The organism is Natronoarchaeum rubrum (assembly GCF_024494695.1).
Genome location: NZ_JANHDP010000008.1, coordinates 62,328 through 88,422, shown reverse-complemented (window position 1 = coordinate 88,422; position 26,095 = coordinate 62,328). Strand labels below are relative to the sequence as shown.

Genomic DNA, 26,095 nt, shown 5'->3' with positions numbered 1-26,095 from the left:
CGCCCGATGTCGAACCTTCTGTCGCTGGAACTGCTGGTCGCAGCGTTCGCTGGCGGTGCGTTCGGCGCCGCGATCGGCGCGCTCCAGTCGTTCGTGCTGGCCGGCTTCGTCGTCGTTCTGGGGGAACTGTACGCGCTGGTCCACCGCACGGCGGGGGTGGACCCGCTGGCGGTAGATCTCACCGGCGCCGTCGGCTTCGGCGTCGTGCTCGGCCCGCACGTCGCGTTCGGCGGGGGCGCCGCGGCGGTCGCGTACGCCGCGCAGGCAGGGTATCTCGACGCCGACGGCGAGAGCTACCCCGCTAAGCGCATCACACGCGGGTTCGGCGGCCGCGCCGACGTGCTCGCGGTCGGCGGTGCGTTCGGCGCGCTCGGCTACGCTGTCGCGTCGGTGTCGACCGCCCTCGCCCTGCCGACCGACCCCGTCGCGCTCGGTGTCGTCCTCTCGGCTCTCACCCACCGCCTCGCGTTCGGCTACAGCGTCGTCGGCGCCGTCGCCACGGGTCGCGGTCGGCTGCGGGACCGTCTCGACGTGAGGCCGGACCGCACGGTCGATACCGAGGACACCGCGGCGTCTGCCGACGGCGGCCGCGGCGTCGACGTCTGGCTTCCCTACCAGTGCCGGTCGCGGGACGTGACGGCGCTCGGCGCGGTCGTCGGCGTTCTCGGCGGCTATCTGGCGTACCTGACCGGAAGCGCGTTCCTCGCGTTCGGCATCAGCGTCGTTGGCCTCGTCTTTCTCTGCGCCGGCGTTCCCGAGATCCCCGTCACCCACCACATCTCGCTCCCCGCGAGCACCGGCGTTCTCGCACTCGCGGGCGCTCCGTCCGCCGGTCTGGCTCCGGAGGCGGTCGCTACCGCGATCCCGCTCTGGCAGGCACTGCTCGCGGGCGCGGCGTTTGGCGTCGTCGGCTCTCTGGCGGGCGAACTCTCCCAACGCCTCCTGTTCGCCCACGCCGAGACGCACCTCGACCCGCCGGCGGCGAGTATCGTCCTCACGTCGCTGTCGATCGGCCTGCTCGCGATGGCCGGCGTCCTCGACAGCGCGGTCTGGGTGCCGACCCCCTGACGGTCGCCGCGCGGAGCGGTGTGCGCGAAGCACCCGAAACCTACTCGATACCGTCCTGCAAGCAACGGGATTTATCTCGGTCGCCTCGGATGGGTCGGGACGTGACGCTCGACCCGGTTCACTTCGAGGGAATCACTCAGCTCGCCCGCCGAATCTCTCGATCGGTCGACGAGACGGATCAGGTCGAGTTCGTCGAGACCGTCTGGGAGGAGTTTCTCGACCCCCTGATCGACGACGACGGTCGGACCGTGCTCTGCCCGCTCGGCGAGCAACGCCGCTGTCAGGTCGACGTCGAGGACGTCGCACTACGGGAGGCGGAGTACCCCTCCTGTCACGGGCTGGACTCGGGAACGATCAACCCGACGTCGTTCAAAAACGGACTCGTGTTAGACGTCGCGCAGGCAGCGATGGCGTCGACGCCCTCCGATCTGGAACTCCACCGGGATCGGACCGTCGTGATCACGGCCCACACCAACGACGCGGCGGTCGATCTCGACGACGGCTGGACGAAGTGGGACGAGGGCCACACCGACCGGCGGATGCTACAGGCCCCTCGCGTGTCGAGCTTCGAGGAGAGCGTCGTTCACGAACTCGCGCTGTACCTCGCCGAGAGCCACCACGCCATCGAGCACGCCGACGCCGTCTCCGATCTGTTCGTCCTCGACGGGCCGATCTACCCCAAGGGGATGCTCAACTGGGCCGACCGCGCGCCCGAGCTCGCCAACCTGCTGTACGACGAGCAGGAGCCCCGCGACGTGATCGAAAACTACGTCGAGCTGGTCGAAACCTTCGCCGAGCGGGACGTTCCGCTGATCGGATTCGTCAAGAATCCCTCGACAAAGGCTGTCACCCGGGCGCTCCGAGCCTCCGGCCGAGAGGCGCCGTGGGTCAACGACACCGCATTCTTCACCAAGCTGCTCGAACAGGTCGAGTTCTCCGACCGGGTCGACGCCGACGGCGAGCAGTACCGCGAGCGCGAGCGCCGGACCGACGCGCTCACCTTCACCAACTGGTTCCGGTCGCGCGGCGGCGCCGACCGGCTGCTATCGGCGGACGGCGACGCGTTCGGCGTCGAGCGCTCGCTCCCCGCCGAGGACTACGAGGTCACCTTCCTCCCGATCTACGATCCTCGGGACGACCTGCTGTACCGCGTCGAGGCACCGTACGCCTTCACGAAAGACGAGGAGTGCCGGGAGCGGCTGACGATGCAACTACTTCGGGATGTCGCCGCCGAGCGCGGCCCGCCGCTGGCGGTTCAGAAGGCCGACGAGCTGGCCCGGATCAGCGCCGACGGCACCGAGTCGCTGCGCAAAGAATTGGAGGCGACGTTCACGACCGACCGGATGCGGAGCTACGACGACCGTCGGTGGACCGGCGACGGCGGTTCGGACGAACTGTTCTGATCGCCGATCAGGCTCCGGCGTCCGGTTCGGTCCGGGCTCTGGCGTCGGGTTCGGTCTTGGTCACCTCGAGTTCGACGGCGTCGGCGTCGACGCCGATCCGGGCGAACTGCGTGCGGACGTGGTCGCGGGCCGCCGCGGTCGCCTGCTCTCTGGTGTCGAACCCGCGGGGCATCGGCGATTCGAAGGCGACGTTGACCTCCTTGCCGTCGATCTTCTGGGTGGTGCCGCCGCTCTCGACCTCGTAGAACTCGTCGCAGACCCAGACGTAGGCGGCGTCCTCGTCGGGCGCGCCCTTGAACTGCGGCGCACGCTCCCCCCGCTCGTAGATGGTCCCGGTCAACTCCGTTCCCCCGGCACTGCCGCGGACTAGTAACATGCGATAACTGACGTGGGCTGTGGGCAAAAGCCCGTTGCCGCCAGCCGGCGATCTCCCCGGGTCTCGATCGCGTAACGTCGGATTACTCCTCACCCATCGCGCCGGCGCGCTGTCGCCCCGCTTCGTCGCCCTGCCGCGAATCCTAATCACAGCCTTCTCCGCGCAGATGACGGGTCCGCCGACCGTTTCCCGGCTGAACCGTTCTGAACGGTTCTGCTCGTTATCCCTGCGCGCGGACTCGGTTCCAGTGCCATGCCACACTACGACCCCGGCTCGGAAGATCGCGCGCACGGTGGCGACGCCGAGAGCGAAGACGACGGGAGCAACTGGGAGCGCCGGCGCGCGCAGCGCGAGCGCCAGCACGGCGGACAGGAGAGCGATCGCGGGGAGGTCGGCGGCCGCGGACAGGGCGTCGAGCGCGAGCGCAGTTACGACCGCGGCCGCGAAGGATCCCGCGAGGACAACCCGAGACAGATCGACGATCGCGGACGAAGCGGAGACCGATCGCGCGACGAGACGCAGGTGTCGCGACAGCGGCGTCAGCGAGGCCAGGGGCGCGGCCAGCGCGAGGACACGAACGAGCGCCGCGAGCAGGGACGACAGGACGGTAGCGATCACCGAACAGAAGCCAGCCAGCAGCAGCGCCACGTGAGCGGCCGGGAGGAGCGAACGGCGCCCGGCGGTCGGAATCTGCACTCAGAACAGGGTGGGCGCCACGGGGGTCAGGGCGACGAGCGCGGCGAGCAGTACGGCGGCACCCAGGACTCCCGGCAAGAACGACGGCGGCGCGCGCAAAACAGCGGGAACTTCCCGACCGGTGACTCCGACCGGGGAAGCGAGGACAGCGGACGGCGCGCTCGGTCCGAACGCGATCGTCGGTACGGGTCGGCCGGCCGCTCGCGCGGCGGGCAGTCGAGCGGCCGGCGCTCCGGCGACGACCAGGGCGACGAGCGACGATCCGGCGGCGACCAGTTCTCGGTCGACGACTCCCGCCACCGGGGCGAGGCCTCCCAGTACGGCGGTGAGGGTCGCCGCCGGAACCGCGGCGGGGAGCGAGAAAGCCATCAGACCCCCGGCCAACAGAACCGTGGCCAGTGGACCCAGGATGAGGACGATGCGCGAGGTCGTCGCGATCGAGGTCCACGATCCCAGAGCCAGCAGGATCGAGGGCAGCGCGCTCGGGGCCAGCGCCCCTCGCAACACCAGGCACGGGACGAGCGCCGGGGCGGGCAACAGCACCGGCAGCACCGAGAGCAGGAAGACCAGCAGCCCCGCCGGCACAGCAACACGTACCGACAGACCGAGGGGCAGGTCTGGAGCCAGCAGTCGCGGGAGCGCGACGAGGGCCGCGGCGACGACCGGTACTGAGCGTCGGCGCCAGTCCCGGCGGCCTCGCGAGGGAAACGCGTTTTAGGGATGGCCCTAATGACCGGGACATGGCAGATCTGGGCGATTTCGAGGAGTTCGACGACGGCGCCGACGCGGACGACGCCGGAGCGATGACAGCCGAGCCCGACGGTGACGATCCCCCCGATGCCGACGACGCGTCGGCGTCGGACGGGACGAACGGCTCGGACGCCGTCGACGAGTTCGAGACGGTCGACGCCGACCCCGCGGGCTCGGATCGGGGCATCGGGACGGTCGCGGTCTCCCAGGGACTCCGCATCGCCGAGGACGCGGAGGACTCCTGCGTTCGGGCCTACATCACCGCGGGCAACCGGTCGTCGATCCGCATCGGCAAGTACCTGCTCGTGCCCTACCCCGACGGGGAGCGACTGTTCGCTCGGATCGCCGGCCTCGAGTACGCCCAGGAGTTCCACGCCGACGACGCGACCGAGATCCACGCCCGGCGCGCGATGCGCCAGGACGGCATCGACGAGGCCGACTACAAGTTTCTCGCCGACCTCGAAGCGCTCGCCGTCCTCTACGAGGACGACGGCGAGCTCAAGCGCCGGATGACCGATCGGGTCCCGAAGCCCCAGACCGTCGTGCGGGAGGCGACCGACACCGGCGAGATCAAGACCGGTCTGAAGATCCCCGACGACGGCGTCTTCCTCGGACACCTCTCGGTCGGCGGCGAGAAGGTCCGGACGAGCGCCGAGCCGCCGACGATCGACTACCGACTCAAGGACGACTACGAGGACGGCGACCCCCTCGCCTTCCGGCACACACTGGTCGCCGGCGGGACGGGATCGGGCAAGACCCACACCGCGAAAAACCTCCTCCGGCAGTTCCTCGACGAGGATCGGACCTACCGGATGGACGACGGGCGCCAGGCTCGCCCGGCGGTCGTCCAGTTCGACCCGCAGGACGAGTACGCCCAGATGCACGACGACAACGACGACCTGTCGGACGCCGACGCCCGGCGCTACGAGCGCGAGGGAATCGCCCACGGCGGCCACGACGACACGATCGCGTTCGTCCCGAAGGTCGGCGACGCGACCTACGCGACCGACGACCACCGCGCCGAGCAGGTCGAGTTCACGATCCCGTTCTCGATGGTGCGGGCCAACGAGTGGCTCGTCGCCGGCGGCGGCCTCAACGACAACCAGTACAACGGGCTGCGCCTGCTGCTGGATCGCTTCTTCGACCAGTACGGCTCCAGTGGCACCTACGAGCAGTTCATGACGTTCCTCGACGACCCCGCGCTTCGGGAGGAACTCGACGAGGGCGGGCAGGTCCACGAGGCGACGTTCGACGCCATCCGCCGCCGCGTCCGCGGATTCGGAAACGTGTTCGATCAGGACGCACGCCCGATCACCGAACAGATCGAGCAGTTCGTCCGCCCCGGCGGGATGACGGTCGTCCCGACGTACCACATCAACGACACTCGGGCGACCGAGACGATCGTGCTCGCCGTCTCCAGCCTGCTGGTCGACCAGAAGCTCTCGAACGATCCGCTGTACGACCGGATCAAAGAGACGCCGGTCGTGCTGGGGATGGACGAGGCCCACAACTTCCTCACCGACGCCGAGAGCGCGCAGGCGCGCCGGGTGATCGGCAAGTTCACCGACGCCGCCAAGCAGGGCCGCAAGGAGCGACTCGGCCTGTTTCTGATCACGCAGGATCCCCAGGATATCGCCGACTCCGTGTTCAAGCAGATCAACACGACGCTCGTGCTCAATCTCGGCGACGAGGACGCCATCAAGAGCGTCAACATCCCCGCGAACCTGGAGAGCAAGGTCCCCTACATGGAGAAGGGCCAGATGGTGGTGTACTCGCCGGACAACTCCGAGCCGGTCGAGCTGATTGGCCTCTCGAACTGCGTGACGCGCCACGACTGAGTGGCTGGCTTCGGCGAACGTTGCTGGGCGGTCCACCGTCGGAGCGACCGAGCGGCTCGGTGCCGGAGGTGGATTTTTGTCGGTCCCGGCCCCACGTCGAGGCATGGCAAAGACCGTCCTCGTCGCAGTCGATGGATCGCCGCAATCGAAGGAGGCCCTGACGCACGCTCTGGAGGAACATCCCGAGGCCGAGATCGTCGCGCTGACTGTCGTCGACCCGGCGGAGGCGGGCTACTCCGTCGAGGGCGCAGCCCCCGACTTCCCTCAGGAGTGGTACGAGACCGCCGAGCAGGAGGCCGAGCGCGTGCTGGAAAACGCCGAAGAACGGGCGTCTGAGGGCGGTCAGTCGATCACGACCGCCAGCGCCGTCGGCCGGCCGGCCAACGCGATCATCGAGTACGCCGAGGACCAGGACGTCGACCACATCGTGCTGGGCAGCCACGGCCGAACGGGGATGTCGCGCATTCTGCTGGGAAGCGTCGCGGAGACGGTGATGCGCCGGTCGACGGTGCCCGTGACCGTGGTGCGGTAGGCGTTCGCCCGATTATCGTTCGGCGTCGTCGATGGTAGCGGCTCCGTCGGCGTCGCCCGCCCGAACCGTGCGCTCGATCCGGGCGACGTTGACGCCGATCCACAGCAGCGCGACGACGCCGATGGCCGTCAGCAGGCTCGCCGTGAACAGTGCGTACAGCACCACGACCCCGCTCAGTCCGACGAGAGCAGTGTCTTCGACGCGACGAGTGTTCGCTCCGTTTCTCTGCCGCCAGTCCAGTACGACGTAGAGGCCGCACGCGCTCGCGAGGCCGATACCGAGCAGGAGGCTCGCACCGGTGATCATAGTGTAGCCCAGCCCGGCGAGTCCGACGACGACCACGAGCGCGGTCACCACGGTCTGTAGGCGACCGGACGATCGTCTGGAGGTGCTCATATGACCAAACGATCATCGGCGAAATAAATAAGCGTTCGCACGGCTGCCCGCCGCCGACCGCTACGTTGGGGTCAGAACGCCCGCAGATCGTCGAGCACCGCGGCCGCGCTGCCGTCCTCGATCGCTTCGCGCGCGGCGTCGAGACCCGCGTCGAGCGAGTCGACGTCGTCGCGGGCGTAGATCCGGAACGCGGCGTTGAGCGCGATGGCGTCGGCGAACTGGTCGTCGCGATCGCCGGCCAGAACTTCCTCCGTGATTTCCGCGGAGTCGGCCTGCACGTCGTCGACGTAGAGGTCCTCTTCTTCGAAGTCCATCCCGTACTCGGGCGTCTCGATCTCGTAGTCCTCGAAGGAGTCCTCGTCGTCGCCGGCCGCCCACTCGGCGACCTTGGTGTAGCCGGGGCGGATGTCGTCGTAGCCTTCCATCCCTTGGAACATGATCACCTTCGCGGGCGAGACGTGCTCGCTCTCCTGGAACGTCTCGACGACTTTCTTCGCGAACGCCAGATGATAGAAGCTTCCGAGGTGGACGTCGGCGTTCGCGGGGTTCGCCAGCGTCTCGATCGTGTTGACGAACGAGCGGACGCCCATCTTCTCGCGGCGTTCGGAGAGGTCGTCGATCCGCGGGTTGAACGCGGGCTGGTAGTAGAAGCCGAAGCCGGTCTCGTCGACCATGTCGGCGCTCTCCGTGGGGTCGAGTTCCGTCCGGACGCCGAGCTCGTCCAGCACGTGCTTGTACGCGTCTTGCTTCTGGGTGGGCACGCGGTCGCCGCTGTGGACGACGATCGGCGTCCCCGCCGCCGCGGCGACGACGCCGGCGCCGACGCCGAGCAGCGCGGAGCGCCCCTTGCCGTCGTAGTTGGCGCCGCAGTCGACCGGATCGGCGTCGGGCTCGGCGACGACCGTCGACTCCTCGGCCATCACGTCGACGTAGGCGCCCAACTCCTCGGGCGTGTTGCGCTTCCAGCGGTTCGCGAGCCAGAACGCGCCGAGCGTCGTGCGGTCGGGCTCGTCGTCGAGGATGCGCTGGAACGCTTCGCGGGCCTGCGCGCGAGACATGTCGTCGGCCGACTTCGGACCGGAGCCGACGACCTCGGTCATCAGGCGATCGAGCGGCCACTCGCCGTACTCCTGGGACGTCTGGGCCATGCGCTGAAGTTAGGACAGTAGACGCAAAAACGTCCCGTTTCCGGTCGCGTATGCGCCGCTCGGCGCGCGAACTGACCGAACGTTCGATGGCGAACGGGCGGCACGTCTGGTCGTCTGCGCGCGTCCGGACTGACGTGCCGCGCTCGTCTGCGGGGCGTCCGCGACGCGCCCGCGAAGGCGCTCGAAGCGGTCCGGAGCAGTCCTCAGGTCACGCCGGAACTGCGCCGCGCGATCGTACTTGAACGTCGGGTCGCGTATCCTCGTCCGGACCCGAAAGAAGTAGGTTCGTTCCGTCCAACGTAGTGTCAATGAGTCTCCGGTCGGCCGATTGGCGCGAGCGCCTCGACGACGTGGATGGCGCGATCGTGGACGGGTTCCAGAGCGGGTTCCCGGTCGAGGAACGTCCGTTCCGAGTCGTCGGCGACGCGGTCGGCGTCGACGAGGCCGAGGCGCTGGCCCGCGTCGAACGACTGTACGACGACGGCATCTTCCGCCGGTTCGGGCCGGTGTTGAACCCGCCGGTGATCGGGAGTTCGACGCTGGCGGCCGTCAGCGCCCCCGACGAGCGATTCGACGAGGTCGCGGACGTGATCAACGGCTACCGGCAGGTCAACCACAACTACCGCCGGGACCACGAGTGGAACATGTGGTTCGTCGTGACCGCGGGGTCGCGCGAGCGGCGCGACGAGATCCTCGCCGAGATCGAGGAGCGAACCGGACTCTCGGTGCTGAACCTGCCGATGCTCACGGACTTCTACATCAACCTCGAGTTTCCCGTCGTCAACGCCGACAGGTTTGCCCGCGAGACCGACGACCCGGGTGCCTCCACGGACGGTGACGGCGTATCGGCGACGCGGATCAGCGAGGCGGCGACGAGCGATCTCTCGCCGTTCGAGGCCGACCTGCTGCTCGCGATCCAGTCGGGATTCCCGCTGACAGCGACGCCGTACGGCGACCTCGCCGACCGCCTCGACGCCGACGTTGAGGACGTTCTCGACGCCGTCGAGCGACTACTGGCGGACGGCTGCATCAAGCGGATCGGCTGTGTCGTCAACCACGTTCTCACCGGGTTCGACAGCAACTGCATGGTCGTCTGGGACGTGCCCGACGACGAGCTCGACGAGCGCGGCGTCGCCGCCGGCGCTTTGCCGTTCGTGACGCTGTGTTATCACCGGCCGCGACGGCCGGAGCTGGACTGGGACTACAACCTGTTTACGATGATTCACGGGCGGGATCCAGCGGCGGTCGACGAGAAGATCGACGAACTGGCCGACGAGTACCTGCCGTGCGATCACGAGCGACTGTACTCGACGGAGACGCTGAAACAGACCGGAGCCCGCTACGAAGAGTTAGTGTCGGACACTTAGTCGGCGGTGGCGTACAGTATCGGCGAGATGACGACCAGCGCGAGTCCCCCGAGACGGAGCAGCGGCGTCTCGACCATCTGGAACGGCGTCACCATGAAGACGATCCCGAAGAGGATCGTGTTCAGCGCGAGCACCTTCCGGGACCGGAGCGGGAGCGACGCCAGCATCACCAGCGCGAACACCACGACGAGCGCGTGCCCGAGGTGGTAGTCCAGCAGGAAGTTGTCTATCACCTGCAGCGGTAGCGCGGTCATTCGTATGCTACACTGTCCGCGAGCCAGCCTTTAAACTTCCGTTCGCGTGCCGTCGCGTACCGATCATTCGACCGGTCCGGTGAGATCCAGCGGTCGGAGCCACACGTACCAGACGACGACCAGCATGCCGAAAAACCCCGTCGCGAACGTGAACGCGCCCAGCGTCGAGAGTCCCGCCTGGTGGAACGCCCGGCTGACCAGTCCCGGTACGACGATGCCGGCGATCACGACCAGCAGCGCCCGCACCATCTGGGACTTCGACCCGTCGGTCGCGGCGTCACTCATCGGTCGATCCTCCCGTCGATCCGTCGCCTCGATCCATGTCCCTGGCTAGGCGCTGGAACCGCCTCAATGGCACGGTTCGCACGAGGAAGTGGGGGCACACGCGAACCGAACCATGGAGCGTGTGACAGCGTGTGCCCGTGTACAGGTGGGAGCGAACTGGAACATAAATGCATGCGCCGATCGGCAGGTACGCTCGCGGTAAGGGCCGACTGGCGGGACGGATCGCGCGTCTCCCCGCGGTCCTACCGGTATCGGGAAATCAGTCATAAGATGGACTGAGAGCCCAGTTACGCGGCGCTCGGGGATCACCGGACGCTGCCGTCGAGCGGCCTCCGGTCCTCGTCGTGAAAGTATCGGACTAATCCCTCATTTCCCCGCCATCATATCGTATAACTGGTATATACTAAACAGCGGTGCTGTCGAACCCCCGGTGGAGTCTACAATGAAACGACCTGATCGACGACGATTTCTGGAAATTGCGGGAGGAATCGGCGCGCTCGCACTCGCCGGCTGTACGGACACCGGCGGCGACAACGAGACCGACGGTGGTGACGGTGATACCGGCGACAACGAGACCGACGACGGGCTCGGCGAGGACAACGAAACCGACGACGGGATGGGTAACGAGACGGACAACGAGACCGACGGTGGACTCGGTAACGAGACGGACAACGAGACCGACGGTGGGCTCGGTAACGAAACTGGCAACGAGTCGACCGGCGTCGGTAACGAGTCCGGTAACGAGTCCGACGACGGACTGTAGAACGGAGCTCTCTCACTTTTTACTCCGCTGTGCCCGTGCCTACGGTCGCATCCGTTCCTGAGACAACATCACGACCATCGAAAGCCCTGAGATGACGATCAGCAGCAGCGCCGGGATCGCCGCGTACTGGAAGTACGTCGACTCCTGAGCGCGCCAGATGTGGGTGACCAGCGTATCGAACCCGGTCGGTCGCAGCATCAGCGTCGCGGGCAACTCCTTCATCGTCGTGAGAAAGACGAGTGCGGCGCCCGCGACGACGCCGGGCGCGATCAGCGGGAGCGTCACGCGACGGAAGGCGCGGTTGGGCGCGTCGCCGAGCGTGCGCGCGGCCTCGATCAGGCGCGGATCGACTTGCAGTGTCGAGGTGCGAATCGAGCCGACGGCCTGGGGCATAAAGCGCACGACGTACGCGAACACCAACAGCGCGAACGTCGGGTAGATCGCCGGTCCGATTGCGGCGTTCGCCCGGGCGCCGAAGTACACCAGCGCGAGCCCGAGCACGATCCCGGGCACCGCGAAGCCGATGTACGTCGTTCGCTCGAACAGGTTCGAGAGCGGGGTGTCGTGTTTCGCGGCGAGGTAGCCGACGGGCACCGCCGCCAGCGCGGCGACCAGCGCCGCGGCGGCCGCGACGGTCACGGAGTTGACGGCGTAGGACCACTCGAACGCGTAGGCGGGGCGGCGGCCGCTTTCGGCGTTGACGACCCAGAGACCGAGGATCCAGACGGGCACGACGAGCGCGAGCGTCGACACCGCGGCCGGCAGCAGCGTCGCGGGCCAGCGCCAGCGTCCCAGCGACACCGGCTCGCCCCCGCCGGCGCCCTGCTGGTCGCTGTGGACGTCGTCGTCCGGCCGGACCCACCACTCCAGAGCGAGCACGAGGAGGACGACCGCGAGCAGCTGCAGCGAGAGCAGCGCCGCGTAGTCCGACCCGAACGCGTGGTACTCGACGTAGATCTGCCGGGTGAACACCGACAGCCGCATGATCGCCGGCGTCCCGAAGTCCGAGACCGCGTACAGCGCCACCAGCAGCCCGCCGGCCGCGATCGCCGGCCTGATGTGGGGTAGCGTCACCCGGCGGAACGCGGACAGCCGGCTCTGGTTGAGCGTGCGCGCGGCCTCGACGAGCGTCGTGTCGAACGACAGCAGCGCCGCGCGGGTCGTCAGGTAGACGTAGGGATACGTGTACAGCGTGATCACCATGATCGCGCCGGGAAATCCGTAGATGTTCGGCAGGCGCTCGATTCCCAGCGGCGCCAGCAGATCGTGAAACTCGCCCTGCGGGCCGAACGCGGAGACGAACGCGAACGCGCCGATGTAGCTCGGCACGACCAGCGGCAGTGCGACGGCGACCGACCAGAACCTGCTAAACGGCAGGTCGGTCCGGACGGTGAGATACGCCAGCGGGACGCCGATCAGGATCGACAGCGCGGTAACGGCGCCCATCAGCAGGAGGCTGTTGAGGATCACCTCGCGCGTCGTCTGCTGGGTCAGCAACTCGATCGCTCGGGCGCGCTCGACTTCCGTCGCCGTGACGACGACCCAGCTCAGCGGGAACACGACGGCGGCCGCGATCGCCGCGACCAGCAGCGTCAGCCCGAACGGCTGGGACTCCTCTTCGTCGCCCCGGAGGCGATCGATCGTCGCTCTCATCGGCTTCCGACCTCCCCGAGCGTCCGACCGTGTCGGTCCGGCGGTGCCATTCTCTGTCCGGCGATTCTCGGCGCCAGACCTTCTGTGTGACGATCCGGTTCCGGGCGTCGAAATGCAACGCGTTTAAGTTTTAGGTTTGCCTAATCCATCGGCATGGAACTGACGCGGCGCGACGCCGTGGCCGCGCTGGCCGCCGTCGGAGGGACCGGAGCGATCGGCCTCGCGGGACTCCTCGACGAGCCGCCGTCGGCGCCGTCCGAGGCCGGCCAATCCGACGAGGAGGGGACTGGCGCCCCCGACGACGCCGAGATCGAGGCGACGCTCGTCGCGACCGCCGAGGTCGTCTACCCCTCGGAGGTCTCCGGCGTCGAGACGTTCGTCGGTACCTTCCTCTCGGGGCGGCTGGACCGCGACGCCCACGCCGCCGGGATGGGCCGCGCCGTCGCGGACCTCGACGAGCTCGCGACCGACTGGTACGACGACCGATTCGCGGCGCTCGATCCGGCCGAGCGCGACAGCTTCCTCCGGGAGCTGGGCGCCGATATCGCCGAGGAGGACCCCGTGGGAACGACCGCCGAGCGCGTCCGCTACTACGTCGTCAACGAGGTGCTGCTGGCGCTGTACGCCTCGCCCACCGGCGGCGAGCTGGTCGGCATCGAGAACCCGCAGGGCCACCCCGGCGGGCAGGCGAGCTATCAGCGGGGGCCCCAGACGTGAGCGCCGACCGCAGTCCGGTGGCCGGCGTCGACGTCTGCGTGATCGGCGCGGGGCCGGCCGGCGCGCTCGTCGCCGACCGGCTCGCGGCGGCCGGCCACGAGGTAGTGATTCTCGACGCCGGTCCGCGGTTCGACGGCGAGACGCCGAACCGAATCGAGCGCATGGAACGGGCGATCCGTCCGGCGTACGGTCGCCCCGACGTGTGGGGCGTCGGCGGCGAACGTGACGCCTACTCGGCGACCGGCGAGTGGTTCTACCCGCTCAACCAGGCCCGGGTGAAGGGGATCGGCGGCTCGACGCTCCACTGGCAGGGGATGGTGATGCGGCTCCACGAGGACGATTTCGCATCCGCGAGCGAGCGCGGCGTCGGCGTCGACTGGCCGATCGACTACGAGGAGCTCCGACCGTACTACGCCGACGCCGAAACCGAACTCGGCGTCTCCGGCGCCGACGACAACCCCTTCGGCCCGCCCCGCGAGGAGCCGTTCCCGAACCCGGCGTTCCCGCCGTCCTACAGCGACGGTCTGTTCGCCGAGGCCTGCGAGGAGTTGGAGATCTCGATGCACTCGGTACCCAACGCCCGCAACTCCGAACCGTACGACGGGCGGAGCGCCTGCGTGGGCTACGGCACCTGCCAGCCGGTCTGTCCCTCCGGTGCCAAGTACGACGCCGGCGTCCACGTCGAATCCGCGGAGGAGAAGGGTGCGACGGTGATCGACCGGGCGACCGTCGAGAAGTTGGAGCACGGTCCCGACCGGATCGAGGCGGCCCACTACGCGACGCCCGAAGGCGAGTACCGCCAGACGGCGGACGCGTTCGTGCTCGCGGCCGGCGGCGTCGAGACGCCGCGACTCCTCTTGCTGTCGGACTCGGAGCACTACCCCGACGGACTCGCCAACTCCAGCGGCGCGGTCGGGCAGTACTTCATGGACCACCTGTTCGCCGGCGCCGGCGGCGTGCTCGACGAGCCGACCCGGCAGAACCACGTCGGCTTCCTCACCAGCGAGAGCCACCAGTTCTACGACGACGCCGACGAGGCGGTCGGCCCGTTCAAGCTGGAGTTTTTCAACTACGCCGGCCCCTCGCCCGTCGAGCAGGCCCTGGGCGGTGACCAGTGGGGCGACGAGCTGCTCGGCTCACTGCGGGAGTCCTACGGCAACCACGTCGCCGTCGGCGCGCTGGTCGAGCAGCTCCCCCGGGAGGACAGCTACGTCGGTCTCGACGACTCGGAGACCGATCACCTCGGCAACCCCGTCCCCGACGTTCACTGGACGGTTGGCGACCGGGCGCTCCGGACGCTCGAACGCGCCAACGAGCTCCAGACCCGGATCCTGGAGGAACTCGGCGCCGACGTCCAGTGGACCGTCGGCCCCGACGGCACCGGCCCCGCCTACCACCACATGGGGACGACCCGGATGGGGACCGATCCCGACGAGAGCGTCGTGAACGCGGACCTGCGAACCCACGATCTGGAGAACTGCTGGATCGCCTCCAGCTCGACGTTCCCGACCGGCGGGGCGCTCAACCCGACGCTGACGATCGCGGCGCTGGCGCTGCGGGCCGCCGAGAACGTCGACGCCGCGCTGTGAGCGGCCGAGCGTAACGATCTGCCGTCCTTTAGGCAAACCTAAAAACTCAAGTACGTCCGATCGAAAGGGCACGTCGATGAGCAATCTTCAGCACGGCGACGACGCCGCGGCGTCGGACGGCGGCGCCGACGCGGCGGACGACGAGTTCACGTTCGACGATCTCAGCGTGGTGATGGGAACGTACAACGAGGAGGAAGCGATCGCGAAAGTGATCTCGGACGTCGAGGAGGTCACCGACGGGAAAGCCGAGGTCGTCTGCGTCGACGGCTCCTCGGACCGGACGCCCGAGATCGCCCGCGAGCACGGCGCCCGCGTGATCGAACAGGAACCCCAGGGGTACGGCGTCGCGGTGCGCGAGGCGATCCTCGCGCCCGACCGTCCGATCGTCGTCACCACCGACTGCGACGACACCTACCCGATGGAGCAGCTTCCCGAGTTCCTCGAACTGATCAACGAGGGGTACGACGTCGTCAGCGGCGACCGCATCTACCACGGCGCCGAGGCGATGCCGACGTTCAACCGCTTTGGCAACCGGGCGTTCGCGCTGCTGGCCAGCGTGCTGATGGGCGAGCGCGTCCACGACACGACGACGGGGATGCGCGCGTACCGCCGCGACGTCGTCGAGTCGATCGAGTGGACCGAGAACACCGGTCTCTCGGCCGAGCTGCTGATCCGGCCGCTGATGCGCGGCTACGAGATCCGCGAGCACCCGATCGCGTACCGCGAGCGCGCCGGCGAAACCAAACTCGACCCGATCGAGGGCGGCGCCGCCATCGCGAAGTCGATCGTCAAAGTCTGCCTCGAAGAGCGATTCGACTGAGCGTCGGCGTCGTCACGAAAAAGTAGTCGGCTCGGAGCGCCCGGCGCTTGCGGTGTCGGACCGACGATTAGTTTCCGCTCGTGTTGTTACCGCCGGCGCCGTTGCCGCCGCCGTTCCCGTTCGCGTCGACGGCGTCCTGCTGGTCCTGCCACCAGTCGTCGGCGTCGAGGATCTGGTTCTCGGTTTCCTCCTCGGCCGGACTGAAGTTCACCGTGATCAGATCCTGGTTGTCGCCGAAGGGCGCCCACTCCGGACGGATCTCGAACACCTGGGGCTGATCCGAGTCGTCGCCGTCCTGGTCGGGGATGAACCCGAGCTCCTCGTCGTACTCCCCGATGTTCGCGTCCTCGGCGACGAACAGCTGATCCTGCTCGCCGCTGTTGAGCCACCGGATCATCCGGGTGTTGTAGTCGCTGAACCAGCTGTCCTGCACGTCGCCGTAGTTGGGCGTCCACTCGACGACGCCGGAGACGAACGTGAATCGGGCCTCCGGGTAGAACGATTGCGGGAAGACGAGTCCCTTCCACTCGTTCTCGAACCAGTTCGCCCCGATGTCATCGTCACCGTCCTGCGCGCTCGCGGTGCCGGACGCGGCGGCGCCGACGCCCGCGGTCGCGACGGCGCTCTTCTTGAGGAACGATCGGCGCGACTCGTCGGTGATCCGTTCGAGCAGAGACGGGTCGTTATCAGTCATGATGATCTCCATCTGAGGCTACACCGGTTGTGACGCAAAAGGCGACCGCCCGTTTCCATCACCCGGCGTAGCTAATCCATTCGTTCCGTTGACGTGCTCCGGGTAGCCTAGCCTTCCGTCATCGACGTGGCCGCTTTCACGCGGCCTTCGGCAGGTGACTGGCAGCACGGATCACGGAGCGTGGACGTGGCGTCGCCGCGGCACGAGATACGGATCGGACGCTCGCGCGGCTACGCTCCCCCGGAGCGGTTCGCGGCCGCGATCGATGTCTCGAAGTCGACGCCGCCGACGTGCTCGTCGGGGTGCTCGGGGAGGTACGTCCCCTCCGACCCGCACCGCGGGACGAGCGGGCAGACTCGGCGTTCCGGCGGCCAGACGACCTGAACGCCGCTGCCCGCCGCGCGAACGGTCATGGCCTGCCGGTAGGTCAGCGTCGACCCGTCGGTCGCGGCCAGCGTCACAAGCAGTTCGAGCTCGTCGGCGGGGTCGATCCGGACCGCCGAGCCGTTGCCGTCGGGGCCGATCAGCCGAGCCGCGTTGCGGTCGAGCGTCCACTCGACAGTTTCCGACTCGTTTAGATCCCGGATCGTGTACTCGACCGCGCCGTTCCCCGTCTCCAGTTCCACGCTGGCGGTCTCGACGCCCGGCGGGATGCCGACGGTCGTCTCGCCGTCGAACGTCCGGGCCTCGCGCACGTCGATCCGCTCTAGCTTGGGAACGACGCGTCGGTCGGGGTTGGGCGTCCACTCGCCCTGATACGCGTACCGGTAGTACGTCCGGTTCGGATACGCCTCGTGCACGGCGAAGTCCTCGCTCGGATCACGGTCGAGCGCGTAGACGACCGGGCCGTCGAGACCGGGGTCGTTGCGCAGGTACTGGAACGGATGGTTGGTCCACTCGCCGTACGGCGTCGGCAGGAACACGACGGCGTCGTCGAACTCGGTCTCCTCGATCGGCGCGTACGCCTGCTCGTACTTGTCGGCGGTGGCCGAGTGGTGGTCGAGCGGTTCGCCGACCAGCCCGGCGTTGCCCACCGCGCCGACCGGGAGTGCGACGACGAGGACGAGCGCCAGCGCGACGCGCGCGACGTGCGGCGAGGTCTGCCGGCGGACGCCGCTCGCGAGCCAGCGCCACGCGGCGACCAGCCCCGCGGCCGCGAACACCGACAGCGGCGCCAGCAGGTCGAAGTGGTAGATCGGACCGAACGCGCCGATGATGCCGTCGTTCGGGTCCGACAGCGCTCCGAGCACGTTGAAGTTGCCCCAGAACGGGACGTTACCGACCGGTATCGAGACGACCAGCCCCGCCAGCAGCGCGACCGCGAGCGGGTCGACGTCGGGCAGTAGCCGCCTCAACCGGCCGTCCGTGCCGACACACCGGCGAGCCGCGAGCGCGAGCCCGCCCCCCGCCAGCGCCGTGCCGACGAGTCCCCCGGTGAACCACCGCGTCGCGAACTGCCGAAGTACTCGGACGTTGGCGTCCAGCGCCAGTTCGGGCGTGTAGACGATCGAGTGTCCGAGGATGCGCCGGCGACCGAATCCCGGCCCGTCCTGCGGTGCGAACGCCTGGTAGGGGAACACGAGTGGATCGCCGGTGAGGGTGGCGTTGTACGCTAGCGCGATGCCGACGAACGCCAGCCCGCCCGCGGCCGTCAGCGCGTTCCGGGCGATCGGATCGGGCAGCGGCCGAAACTCGGCGAGCGCCACGGCTCCTCGTTCGCGCAGTTCCGCTCGTCCGGCCCGCTCGCGGGCGGCGCTCGCGACCTGCCACAGCGCGTGCAGGATAAACGGCGCCGCGAACAGCACCGCGGTGTACGGGCGCGAGAAGAAGGCGATCCCGGTCGCCAGTCCCGCCGCGGCGGCCCACCGAAGACTGCCCGAGCGGACGCCGTTGAGGTAGCAGACCGCGAACAGCAGGTTCCACGTCGTCGTCGGCGCGTACGGCAGGAACGCCGAGCCCGAGACGAGCGACAGCGGCGCCGCGGCGAAGACGGCGGCCGCGACGACGCCGACGCGGCGGTCGAACGCCCTCGCGCCCAGCGCGTACGCGAGCGCGGCGTTGGCGCCCGCGACGAGCGCGAGCGTGACTCGCGGCTCGCCGAACAGCGCCATCGAAACCGCGAACATCGCTGCCGGAACCGGGGTGTACTTCGGGTACAGTTGGCCACCGTCCTCGATGTAGAACCACGGATGGACGGCGTCGGTCAGATCGCCAGCAAAGTACTGTAACTGCCCGTCGAGCAACAGCGCGGCCTGGCTCAGGTAGACGCCCTCGTCGTGATTCGTGGAGTGGTAGGCGAAGACGTCGACTGCGATTCGGAACGTCACGAGGGCGGCACAGACGGCGATCAGGGCAGCGACGACCCGTTCGGGCGAGCGTCGTAGCCGGCGGGCGTGATCGACCAGTCCGTCCCTCGCCGTCATCGTCCGACGTCCTCAGAGGTTGATTCCGACGTCGCGCATCAGGTCGACGGTCGGCTGCAGGTTCGACAGCTCCGAGAGATCCAGCCCCGACGGCGGATTCAGCTCGTCGATCGGCGGCAGGTTGCCGATCGGGTCGACCTCGGGACTCATCGGGTACTCGAACGTCTGGCGGGCGAAGTAGTCCTGGGCCTGGGCCGACAGCAGGTGGCGGACGAAGTTCTGGGCCAGGTCGGGCGAGTCTGTGCTGTCGACGACCGCCGCACCGGCGACGTTGAACACCGAGCCCGCGTCGCCCTGCGTGAACGCCGTGGCGATCGAGGCGTTCGAGGAGCCGTCGAGCACGCGCTGGATGTAGTAGTGATTGGTGAACCCGGCGTCGATCTCGCCGTCGGCGATCGCTTCACAGACCGCGAGCTCGTTGGGGTACCGCTGGATCCCGTTCGACTGGATGCCTTCGAGCCACTCGCGGGTCGCCGACTCGCCCTCGAGCAGCCGCATCGCCGTCACGAACGCCTGACAGGAGCCGTAGCCCGGGGCCCAGCCGAGCTGGCCGTCGAAGTCGGTGTAGGCGTCGATGCTCGTCGGCATGTCGCTCGCGGAGTAGGCGTCGGTGTTGTACGGAACCGACCGCGCGCGACCGGAGGTGCCGATCCACTGGTCGGTCCGGAACTCCGGCGGCACCATCTCGGCCACGTCGCTCGCGAGCGAACGGGTCCGGCCGGCGTCGGCGAGCGCGCCGAGCGAGCCCGAGTTGACCGAGTAGAACACGTCCGCCGGAGAGCCGCTCCCTTCGTTTCTGATCTTGTTGACGAGGTCGGTCGACCCCTGGTAGCGCGGCGTCGCCTCGAAGTCGTCGTAGAAGTCGTTGATCGCCTCGATGAGGGGACCGACGAGGAACTCGTTGCGCCCGGAGTAGATCGTCAACTCGCCTTCGAGATCGGGCATCTCGCTCATCGGCACTCCGGAGAGCTCTCGCCCCTCGCGCCCCGAGCCGATCTGTTCGAGCTCGTAGTTGTACTGGTCGTCCTCTTCGTCGCCGCCGCCGAACAGTCCCGTACAGCCGGCCAACCCGGCGGCGCCGAGCGCGGCCGTTCCGGCGAGGAACGACCGGCGATCCCTCCATCCGTTCGTGTCGTCGTTGCGGTTCATGGTTTTAGGTCTACCTAAATGCACTTGTATCCGTCGTTTCAATCGCCCGCCGTCGCTGGGGCCCGCCGCTCGATCGCGTCGAGGCAGTCCAGCCAGTCGAGCATGTACTCGCCGCAGTACTGGAAGAACTCGCCGTTCTGGTACTCGTCGAACTCGCCCGTCGCGAGCGCCTCGGCAACCGCCTCGAACACGCCGGCGTAGCTGTCGGCGTCCTCGCCGGCGCCGTCGACGACCTCCCAGAAGTGTTCGTTGAGTTCGAGACCGGCGACCTCGTTGTGCAGGTCGTCGAACGTCGAGCGGGGCGCCTTGTTGTGTTCACACAGCGGCCCGCCGTTGTAGATCTGCGTGCCCAGCACGTCGCAGGCGCGCTTGAGCACGACGCCGCTCCAGATGTCGTCGAACCGGCCGACGTCCCAGGGGTTGTCGTCCATCGGGAACTGGTAGAACGCGGGGATCACCTCGCGCTCGAACGCGAGGTTCATCGAACAGACCGTGAGGTAGTTGCCCTCGGCGGCGACGAAGTCCTCGCCGAAGTCGTCCCGCTCGGTGCGGGTCTGGGCCTGCCCCTGCAGGTCGCCGTCCATCAGGATCCGCACCGCGTCCAGGTCCGGTACGTTCGTCCACAGCCCCTGCGAGGCGACGACGTCGCCTACCTCGGCGCGTTCGGTCTCGACGGTCTCGTCCATCGCGGAGTAGGGGTACCCGCGGGGGTAGAGGCCGTGCTCGTCGACGTCGTCGTACAGTACGTTCACCCACTGCTCGTCCGAGGAGACGGTCTCGATCTCGCCCTCGTAGGCGAGATTCTTCATGTGGCCGCCGAAGAAGTCGTCCTCGGGATGGGGCAGGGTGTCGTCGTCGATGAAGAAGCCGTACTCGAACTGCGGGTTGGCCCACATGTACAGCAGGCCGAAGCTCGTCTCGGCGTGACTGGCGGCGGGGACGACGTGTTCGAACTCCGTGACGCCGTGGTCCTCGTACCACTCGGACCGGCGGCTCCCGTCGAACACTTCGCCCGAGACGCCCTCCTCGGCTAACATCGCCTCCATCTCGTCGGTGTCACAGAAGTCCTCCGTGACCAGCACGACGTGGAGCCGCGAGAGGTCGAACCCGTGCTCGCGGGCGTTCTCGAAGTACGATCGCATGCAGTCGTACTCCCGGATCGTCGGGACCACGACGCAGATGTCTGCTGTCATCCTGTCCGGTTATCTTTAGGCCAACCTAAAAATACTGTCGGTGTCAGTCAGCCGATTCCGCGTCCGGGTCGCGAGCGGTCGCCGTGCTCTCGACGCTCCCGGTCTCCCGAGCGGTCTCGCCCGTCTCGGCGTCGGCGGCTGCCTCGGACAGCGAGACGTTCAGCGAGACGACGGCGACCGCGCCGCCGACCAGCGTGACGGCGTTTTTGAGCGCGTGGTCGACGATCGCGGCCGCCAGCGCGAGGCTCGCGCCGACTGGCGTCAATCCGACGACCAGACCGGTGAACGCGGCCTCGTACAGCCCGATCCCGCCCTGAGACAGGGGGAGCACTTTCGCGAGATTGCCGACGCTGACCGCCAGCGTCCCGACGACGATTAGCACTGTGGCGTCGAGTTCGGCGCCCAGCGCCGCCAGCACGAGCACGGCCGTCACCACGTCGGCGCTCCACACCAACAGGCTGCCGAGTCCGATCGCGGCGATCGCTCGCGGGCGCCGCGCCACGACGGCGACGTCCGCGAGAAACTCCGTGGCGGCGTCGAGCGCACGCTCGACGCGTGGGTACGCCGCGGCGCGCTCGCGCAGCGCCGGGCCGGTCCGGACGCCGCTGCGTGCGAGGGCGAACGCGCCGACCGCGACCGCCACCGCGACGGCGCCGACGCCGACCGCCAGCGTCAGCGCCCGTTCTCCGCCGGCCATCTCGCCGGCGATCGTCCACGGCGTCGCCTCGCCCAGCGCCGCCAGCGCGAGGATCGACCCGCCCGCGAGCGCCGCGACGGTCACGAGATCGAACGCGCGCTCGACCGCCAGCGAGGCGAACCCCGCGGGGTAGGGCACGTCGCGTCGCACCTGAATCAGGTGCGCGCGCACGGCGTCGCCGGCCCGCGCCGGGATCGCGAGATTGGCGGTCTGGCTGGCGAACGTCGCCATCGTGAGAAAGCCGGTGTCCGCACGATACCCCATCGCGTCGAGCACGTCGGCGTACCGCCGGCCGCGCAGCGGCCACGACGCCACGTAGACGCCGACCGCGAGCGCGAGCAGTTGTGGGTCCGCATCGGCGATTTCGGCGCCGATCCGGTCGACCTCGAACGCGCGCGCCGCCAGCACGAGGCCGACCAGCACCAGCGCGGTGCCCGCGAGCGTCACCCGGCGCTGGGTCAGAGGACCGGTCGCCGGAGACGCGTCGCGGTCGTCCATACTCGCACGTGTCCGCTGCTAATATTTAAGCCCACCTAAAACTAGTTCGATCGGCGGGAAGCGGTCGTATCTCTCCGGATCTTTCACTGAGGACGGAGCCGGATGGCCGACTGTTTCCGGCGGCTCACGTCAGCTCGGCGATCAGCTCCCGGGCGGAGCGCCGGACGGCCTCGTCGCTCGACAGTTCGGGCTCCCAGCCCAGCGCGGCGAGTTTCTCGATCGAGAGGCGCATCTTCGGCACATCGCCGGTCCACCCGCGGTCGCCGCCGGTGTACTCGTACTCGGGGTCGAGGTCCATCTCGTCGGCGACGATCGCGGCGATCCGGTCGACCGACGTAGTCGTGCGCGTCCCGAGATTGTACGTGTTGACGGGCTGGTCGCCGTTCGCGACGACGTGGACCATCGCGTCGACGCAGTCGGTGACGTGCATGTAGGATTTCTCCTGGCGTCCGTCGCCGAGGATCGTCAGCGTCTCGGGATCGTCCCGCAGTTTCTCGACGAAGTCGGGGATCACGGCGCCGCGCAGCCCCGACCCGACGATGTTGGCGAAGCGGAACGTCCACACAGTAAAATCGTGGCTGTGGGCCTGCACGGAGAGTAGCCCCTCGTCGGCGAGCTTGCTCGTGCCGTAGGCGCTGATCGGCTCCAGGGGCGCGTAGTCCTCCGGCGTCGGCCGGGGGGCCTCGCCGTACACCGTCGAGGAGGAGGTGTAGGCGATCCGGTCGACGCCCGCCTCGGCCATCGCTTCGAGCAGGTTGGTCGTCATCCGGGTGTTGTCGTGGAACTGCTTGTGCGGGTCGTCGACGTTGACGACCTTCGACGCCGCGAGGTGGACGACGAGATCGATGTCGTCGGTGAGGACGCCGTCCAGCGCGTCGGGCTCGGTGAGATCGGCCTCGACGAACTCGGCGTCGTCGGGGACTCGGTCTCTGGACCCGTTCGAGAGGTTGTCGACGACGACGACATCGTTGTCGTCTGCCAGCAGGCGATCGACCAGGTGCGTGCCGATGAAGCCGGCCCCGCCCGTCACGAGGACCCGCTCGTCCGTGATCGTCATACCTCGGGAGTTTTCGGTCAGGTCAATAACGGTTCCGGAGCGGCGGCGTTCGCGTCGTATAGGCTCGGCTCAACAAGATCGCAACAAGAGCTATTTCATGGCATATGCTAGCTATCGACGTTCGAGGGATGACCTCGCCAAGGTGCTACTGGATGCAAGCCGCTGAGGAACTCCTCCCCACTAATGGTCGACCTGATCGCAATTCCGCAGTGGTTGCAGATCATCGCCGCGGTAATTACTATATTGGAAGGCTTTCGTCGGGTACAGTCACGGCTGGAGGATGAAAATGTCGACAAATGGCTTCAGTCAGCTATTCTTCTGCTCTTATTAATAACGGCGGTAGTCACCGTTATCCAGTTCGACAATTTTGTTTCTCCTGATACAGGTAATAATCCTAATACTATTGGGCCAACGAACGAGTCGAACGGCGGAGACGGTGCTGGAAAAACTGGCAACCGAACTTCAAAGACGGGCCCGTTCTCGGACGGTTTATTCGAGATTCTCTCAACTACGGACGATTCGACGCTGACATTCCGTTTCGTCGTCGACGGGAAAGTATCCGAGGCCGAGACCGACGGAAATCAGGCTGACATCGGTTCCGGAGGGAAGTGGGAGGATACGATCAGGGACAACGGCGACGGCACCGTCACTGTGACAGGTAAGACGGGTAATCACGAGGGCGATGTCTTTCAGATCGACGGGCAACTCGTGGAATTCGAGCGTACGGGGGGCGATTCGGGGATGCGGTTGGAGTTCGACAATGAACTCGTCACCAACAGCCTCGTAGACGATCCGACGAGCTACAATCGGACTTTCGAGATCTTGTCCACCAGCGCTGACGAGACATTCACCTACCAGTTCGTCGTCGATGGCGAGGCTTACGAAGCCAGTGCGGACGACAACGGCGCCGATCTTCACACCGACACCGAGTGGGAGGACACAATCAGGGACAACGGCGACGGTACCGTCACGGTCGCGGGAAAAGAAGGACTTCGAGAAGGCGACGTCTTTCTGATAAACGGGGAGATCGAGCGGTTCTGGAAAACCGGCAAGTCTGGAATGCTACTCGAGTTGGACGATCGCAACGTGACCGGCGAGTTCCTCGATGGCCAGAATACGGCTCGACGGCTACTCCTCTACCGAGCAAATCGTGGAAAGGAAGTGGGCCAACGCGGATTTGAACCGCGAACCTCCCGGTTATCAGCCGAGCGCTCAACCTAATTGAGCTATTGGCCCGCGACGCAATTTCGGATAGTGGGCACTTGCCTTTAAGCGTTTCCTTCTCGTAGCCGAACGAACCCTGTCATCAGGTGACGCCCTCGGGCGATTACCGCGGCGCTCCGATTGCAGGAGACTCGAAAAACTCGCTACTGGTCGGTCGAGCGCCCGTCGCGCTCGTCGTCGAACTCCACGTCGTAGGCGTCGCTCCCCAGATCGTACACGTCGCCGGCGCCGTCGGTCGCCTGCCCGCCCTGCTGGCCGCCGGACTGGCTCCCGGCCTGGTTGGCGCCGTCGTCGCCGGGGAACCCGAACGTGTACACCTTGCCGGAGGCGAATCCGCCGGTCTTCTTGTCGAGGTACGGCGTCACGACGAACTTCTTGGCGAGCTTGCGCACCACGATCCGCGACGGCGGGAGCACCAGCAGGAAGCCGAGCGTGTCGGTGACCAGCCCCGGCGTGAGCAGGAACGCGCCCGCCGCGATCAGGAGCCCGCCGTCGAGCAGCTCGTCGGTCGGCGGGCGCCCCTCGCCCAGCGCCCGCTGTATCTTGCGCATCGTCCGGCGCCCCTCCGCGCGGACGAACAGCATCCCGACCAGCGCGGTCAGCACGACCAGCGCGACGATCAGCACCGGGTTGAACTGGAACCCGAGCCACACCAGCACGATGGCGTCGAGCAGCGGGATGAGCAACAGCAACGCCAGGATCCGCTTGAACATGCTGCCTAGTAGCGGGTCAGGCCGGATAACGCTTAACATCGGTGTGGGATGGCTGGGAGCAGTTGTCTTCGAGCCTGTTCTACCAGCATCCGCTGTATCAGACGATGGATCGCTTCGAAAGCCCTCGGCCCGCTTCTAGCAATTGCAACTGCAGCGAACAACACTACGAAAGCCCTCGGCTCGCTCGCGGCCGTTCCGGCGGATACCCTCGCTACGCTCGGGTAGGGCCGCCGGAACGACTCCCCAGCGGCGCGACCGAGCCTCGCCCTTTCATTCCTCCAGGACAGCATTGCGCGGGTCGCCCGGGGGCGACCACGCGCGGCCCGGCCCTCCCCCGTCGGCGCGACACCGGAAGACGCTGCGCGTCTTCCGAGCTCACGCTCGCTTCGCTCGCGTGAACACAAGAGTCGCGCCCGGCCGCGCGGTTGCGGTGGCGCGCGCTGTCGAGCCTTCATGGTCTTCGCGAGCGCAGCGAGCGAACGGCTCGAAAGAGCTTGCTCTTTCGGTGCGAGACAGCGCCGCGCGAGGTCTTCGTGAACGGAGTGAACGAAGGCTCGAAAGACGAGCGGAGCGAGTCTTTCGGTGGACGAGCGAACGTAGTGAGCGAGTCGGTTGGGGAGGACGTGGATGCGATCGGGAGGGAATGAAAGGGGCCGCCGCGCTCGGCCCGGTGAGACGACGCAAGCACCGCGGTCCGTCAGCTGCGCTGACGCAACGAGGAGCGCAGCGAGTCGCAACCGGTCGAGCGCTGGGCGAGAGCGAAGCTCTCGCGAGCTCACGGCGCGTAGCGCC

General features: G+C 67.8%; 24 protein-coding genes and 1 tRNA gene. 10 read left to right on the top strand and 15 right to left on the bottom strand.

Annotated elements, in window-relative coordinates; translation table 11 throughout:
- The first annotated feature begins 6 nt into the window (after positions 1-6).
- Together NO931_RS18515 and NO931_RS18510 are read left to right on the top strand one after the other, a co-directional pair.
- Positions 7-1,068 (top strand): DUF7973 family transport facilitator, encoded by a 1,062-nt coding sequence (locus NO931_RS18515; RefSeq protein ID WP_256393848.1) that lies wholly within the window; start codon positions 7-9, stop codon positions 1,066-1,068.
- A gap of 101 nt (positions 1,069-1,169) precedes the next feature.
- Positions 1,170-2,471, top strand: coding sequence for a DNA double-strand break repair nuclease NurA (locus NO931_RS18510; protein ID WP_256393847.1), 1,302 nt, complete (start codon positions 1,170-1,172; stop codon positions 2,469-2,471).
- A gap of 7 nt (positions 2,472-2,478) precedes the next feature.
- Here the strand turns inward: NO931_RS18510 and NO931_RS18505 are convergent, their stop codons facing one another.
- The gene (locus tag NO931_RS18505; RefSeq protein ID WP_256393846.1) at positions 2,479-2,847 is read right to left on the bottom strand and encodes a DUF7113 family protein; all 369 of its coding nucleotides are present in this window, start codon (positions 2,845-2,847) and stop codon (positions 2,479-2,481) included.
- A 252-nt stretch (positions 2,848-3,099) separates the two neighbouring features.
- On the opposite strand from NO931_RS18505, the gene NO931_RS18500 reads away from it, so the two are divergent.
- The 3 genes from NO931_RS18500 to NO931_RS18490 all read left to right on the top strand — a co-directional run bounded on the left by NO931_RS18500 (position 3,100) and on the right by NO931_RS18490 (position 6,663).
- Positions 3,100-4,215 carry a hypothetical protein gene (locus NO931_RS18500; protein WP_256393845.1) on the top strand — a complete coding sequence of 372 codons (1,116 nt, stop codon included), beginning with the start codon at positions 3,100-3,102 and terminating at the stop codon, positions 4,213-4,215.
- A gap of 68 nt (positions 4,216-4,283) precedes the next feature.
- Positions 4,284-6,131, top strand: a complete 1,848-nt coding sequence (locus tag NO931_RS18495; protein WP_256393844.1) for an ATP-binding protein — start codon at positions 4,284-4,286, stop codon at positions 6,129-6,131.
- Between the two features lie 103 nt (positions 6,132-6,234).
- The gene (locus NO931_RS18490) at positions 6,235-6,663 is read left to right on the top strand and encodes a universal stress protein (RefSeq protein WP_256393843.1); all 429 of its coding nucleotides are present in this window, start codon (positions 6,235-6,237) and stop codon (positions 6,661-6,663) included.
- A 12-nt stretch (positions 6,664-6,675) separates the two neighbouring features.
- Here NO931_RS18490 and NO931_RS18485 read toward each other — a convergent pair whose 3' ends face one another.
- Positions 6,676-7,059 carry a hypothetical protein gene (locus NO931_RS18485; RefSeq protein ID WP_256393842.1) on the bottom strand — a complete coding sequence of 128 codons (384 nt, stop codon included), beginning with the start codon at positions 7,057-7,059 and terminating at the stop codon, positions 6,676-6,678.
- A gap of 71 nt (positions 7,060-7,130) precedes the next feature.
- A complete protein-coding gene (locus NO931_RS18480) occupies positions 7,131-8,207 on the bottom strand; it encodes an anthranilate phosphoribosyltransferase (protein WP_256393841.1) in 1,077 nt (358 codons plus the stop codon).
- 308 nt (positions 8,208-8,515) lie between these two features.
- Here NO931_RS18480 and ahbB point away from each other — a divergent pair, with 308 nt between their 5' ends.
- The gene (gene ahbB, locus NO931_RS18475; protein WP_256393840.1) at positions 8,516-9,574 is read left to right on the top strand and encodes a siroheme decarboxylase subunit beta; all 1,059 of its coding nucleotides are present in this window, start codon (positions 8,516-8,518) and stop codon (positions 9,572-9,574) included.
- Here the strand turns inward: ahbB and NO931_RS18470 are convergent.
- The gene (locus NO931_RS18470; RefSeq protein WP_256393839.1) at positions 9,571-9,828 is read right to left on the bottom strand and encodes a DUF8006 family protein; all 258 of its coding nucleotides are present in this window, start codon (positions 9,826-9,828) and stop codon (positions 9,571-9,573) included. The genes ahbB and NO931_RS18470 overlap by 4 nt on opposite strands.
- A gap of 63 nt (positions 9,829-9,891) precedes the next feature.
- Positions 9,892-10,113 (bottom strand): DUF7996 family protein, encoded by a 222-nt coding sequence (locus NO931_RS18465; protein ID WP_256393838.1) that lies wholly within the window; start codon positions 10,111-10,113, stop codon positions 9,892-9,894.
- Between the two features lie 442 nt (positions 10,114-10,555).
- Here NO931_RS18465 and NO931_RS18460 point away from each other — a divergent pair, with 442 nt between their 5' ends.
- Positions 10,556-10,876 (top strand): hypothetical protein, encoded by a 321-nt coding sequence (locus NO931_RS18460; RefSeq protein WP_256393837.1) that lies wholly within the window; start codon positions 10,556-10,558, stop codon positions 10,874-10,876.
- Between the two features lie 39 nt (positions 10,877-10,915).
- On the opposite strand, the gene NO931_RS18455 is transcribed toward NO931_RS18460, so the two are convergent.
- Positions 10,916-12,529, bottom strand: a complete 1,614-nt coding sequence (locus NO931_RS18455) for an ABC transporter permease (RefSeq protein WP_256393836.1) — start codon at positions 12,527-12,529, stop codon at positions 10,916-10,918.
- A 153-nt stretch (positions 12,530-12,682) separates the two neighbouring features.
- Between NO931_RS18455 and NO931_RS18450 the strand changes: the two genes are divergently transcribed.
- From NO931_RS18450 to NO931_RS18440, 3 genes are all read left to right on the top strand, one after another.
- On the top strand, positions 12,683-13,246 hold the full coding sequence (locus NO931_RS18450; RefSeq protein WP_256393835.1) for a gluconate 2-dehydrogenase subunit 3 family protein: 564 nt from the start codon (positions 12,683-12,685) through the stop codon (positions 13,244-13,246).
- A complete protein-coding gene (locus NO931_RS18445) occupies positions 13,243-14,835 on the top strand; it encodes a GMC family oxidoreductase (protein ID WP_256393834.1) in 1,593 nt (530 codons plus the stop codon). Before NO931_RS18450 ends, NO931_RS18445 begins: the two co-directional genes overlap by 4 nt.
- Before the next feature lie 76 nt (positions 14,836-14,911).
- Positions 14,912-15,655 (top strand): dolichyl-phosphate hexose transferase, encoded by a 744-nt coding sequence (locus NO931_RS18440; RefSeq protein ID WP_510629987.1) that lies wholly within the window; start codon positions 14,912-14,914, stop codon positions 15,653-15,655.
- A gap of 67 nt (positions 15,656-15,722) precedes the next feature.
- Here the strand turns inward: NO931_RS18440 and NO931_RS18435 are convergent, their stop codons facing one another.
- From NO931_RS18435 to NO931_RS18395, 9 genes are all read right to left on the bottom strand, one after another.
- Positions 15,723-16,349, bottom strand: coding sequence for a twin-arginine translocation signal domain-containing protein (locus tag NO931_RS18435; protein WP_256393833.1), 627 nt, complete (start codon positions 16,347-16,349; stop codon positions 15,723-15,725).
- 230 nt (positions 16,350-16,579) lie between these two features.
- A complete protein-coding gene (locus NO931_RS18430; protein WP_256393832.1) occupies positions 16,580-18,772 on the bottom strand; it encodes an ArnT family glycosyltransferase in 2,193 nt (730 codons plus the stop codon).
- A 12-nt stretch (positions 18,773-18,784) separates the two neighbouring features.
- A complete protein-coding gene (locus NO931_RS18425) occupies positions 18,785-19,921 on the bottom strand; it encodes an iron ABC transporter substrate-binding protein (RefSeq protein ID WP_256393831.1) in 1,137 nt (378 codons plus the stop codon).
- Positions 19,922-19,959: 38 nt separating this feature from the next.
- Positions 19,960-21,114: an alpha-1 4-glucan-protein synthase gene (locus NO931_RS18420; protein WP_256393830.1), complete on the bottom strand. Its 1,155-nt coding sequence runs from the start codon at positions 21,112-21,114 to the stop codon at positions 19,960-19,962.
- A gap of 43 nt (positions 21,115-21,157) precedes the next feature.
- The gene (locus NO931_RS18415) at positions 21,158-22,309 is read right to left on the bottom strand and encodes a lysylphosphatidylglycerol synthase transmembrane domain-containing protein (protein ID WP_256393829.1); all 1,152 of its coding nucleotides are present in this window, start codon (positions 22,307-22,309) and stop codon (positions 21,158-21,160) included.
- Between the two features lie 124 nt (positions 22,310-22,433).
- The gene (locus NO931_RS18410; RefSeq protein ID WP_256393828.1) at positions 22,434-23,366 is read right to left on the bottom strand and encodes an NAD-dependent epimerase/dehydratase family protein; all 933 of its coding nucleotides are present in this window, start codon (positions 23,364-23,366) and stop codon (positions 22,434-22,436) included.
- A gap of 504 nt (positions 23,367-23,870) precedes the next feature.
- Complete coding sequence (locus NO931_RS18405) at positions 23,871-24,284, bottom strand: hypothetical protein (protein ID WP_256393827.1); 414 nt, start codon at positions 24,282-24,284, stop codon at positions 23,871-23,873.
- A gap of 244 nt (positions 24,285-24,528) precedes the next feature.
- Positions 24,529-24,602, bottom strand: a tRNA-Ile gene (locus NO931_RS18400).
- Positions 24,603-24,733: 131 nt separating this feature from the next.
- Positions 24,734-25,303 (bottom strand): FxsA family protein, encoded by a 570-nt coding sequence (locus NO931_RS18395; RefSeq protein WP_256393826.1) that lies wholly within the window; start codon positions 25,301-25,303, stop codon positions 24,734-24,736.
- Positions 25,304-26,095 lie beyond the last annotated feature (792 nt).

What these genes read in the sequence shown, in the direction of transcription:
- NO931_RS18515 (WP_256393848.1), top strand. Translation starts at nt 7, where the DNA reads ATGTCGAACCTTCTGTCGCTGGAACTGCTGGTCGCAGCGTTCGCTGGC.
- NO931_RS18505 (WP_256393846.1), bottom strand. Translation starts at nt 2,847, where the DNA reads ATGTTACTAGTCCGCGGCAGTGCCGGGGGAACGGAGTTGACCGGGACC.
- NO931_RS18500 (WP_256393845.1), top strand. Translation starts at nt 3,100, where the DNA reads ATGCCACACTACGACCCCGGCTCGGAAGATCGCGCGCACGGTGGCGAC.
- NO931_RS18495 (WP_256393844.1), top strand. Translation starts at nt 4,284, where the DNA reads ATGGCAGATCTGGGCGATTTCGAGGAGTTCGACGACGGCGCCGACGCG.
- NO931_RS18490 (WP_256393843.1), top strand. Translation starts at nt 6,235, where the DNA reads ATGGCAAAGACCGTCCTCGTCGCAGTCGATGGATCGCCGCAATCGAAG.
- NO931_RS18485 (WP_256393842.1), bottom strand. Translation starts at nt 7,059, where the DNA reads ATGAGCACCTCCAGACGATCGTCCGGTCGCCTACAGACCGTGGTGACC.
- NO931_RS18480 (WP_256393841.1), bottom strand. Translation starts at nt 8,207, where the DNA reads ATGGCCCAGACGTCCCAGGAGTACGGCGAGTGGCCGCTCGATCGCCTG.
- ahbB (WP_256393840.1), top strand. Translation starts at nt 8,516, where the DNA reads ATGAGTCTCCGGTCGGCCGATTGGCGCGAGCGCCTCGACGACGTGGAT.
- NO931_RS18470 (WP_256393839.1), bottom strand. Translation starts at nt 9,828, where the DNA reads ATGACCGCGCTACCGCTGCAGGTGATAGACAACTTCCTGCTGGACTAC.
- NO931_RS18465 (WP_256393838.1), bottom strand. Translation starts at nt 10,113, where the DNA reads ATGAGTGACGCCGCGACCGACGGGTCGAAGTCCCAGATGGTGCGGGCG.
- NO931_RS18460 (WP_256393837.1), top strand. Translation starts at nt 10,556, where the DNA reads ATGAAACGACCTGATCGACGACGATTTCTGGAAATTGCGGGAGGAATC.
- NO931_RS18455 (WP_256393836.1), bottom strand. Translation starts at nt 12,529, where the DNA reads ATGAGAGCGACGATCGATCGCCTCCGGGGCGACGAAGAGGAGTCCCAG.
- NO931_RS18450 (WP_256393835.1), top strand. Translation starts at nt 12,683, where the DNA reads ATGGAACTGACGCGGCGCGACGCCGTGGCCGCGCTGGCCGCCGTCGGA.
- NO931_RS18440 (WP_510629987.1), top strand. Translation starts at nt 14,912, where the DNA reads ATGAGCAATCTTCAGCACGGCGACGACGCCGCGGCGTCGGACGGCGGC.
- NO931_RS18435 (WP_256393833.1), bottom strand. Translation starts at nt 16,349, where the DNA reads ATGACTGATAACGACCCGTCTCTGCTCGAACGGATCACCGACGAGTCG.
- NO931_RS18430 (WP_256393832.1), bottom strand. Translation starts at nt 18,772, where the DNA reads ATGACGGCGAGGGACGGACTGGTCGATCACGCCCGCCGGCTACGACGC.
- NO931_RS18425 (WP_256393831.1), bottom strand. Translation starts at nt 19,921, where the DNA reads ATGAACCGCAACGACGACACGAACGGATGGAGGGATCGCCGGTCGTTC.
- NO931_RS18420 (WP_256393830.1), bottom strand. Translation starts at nt 21,114, where the DNA reads ATGACAGCAGACATCTGCGTCGTGGTCCCGACGATCCGGGAGTACGAC.
- NO931_RS18415 (WP_256393829.1), bottom strand. Translation starts at nt 22,309, where the DNA reads ATGGACGACCGCGACGCGTCTCCGGCGACCGGTCCTCTGACCCAGCGC.
- NO931_RS18410 (WP_256393828.1), bottom strand. Translation starts at nt 23,366, where the DNA reads ATGACGATCACGGACGAGCGGGTCCTCGTGACGGGCGGGGCCGGCTTC.
- NO931_RS18395 (WP_256393826.1), bottom strand. Translation starts at nt 25,303, where the DNA reads ATGTTCAAGCGGATCCTGGCGTTGCTGTTGCTCATCCCGCTGCTCGAC.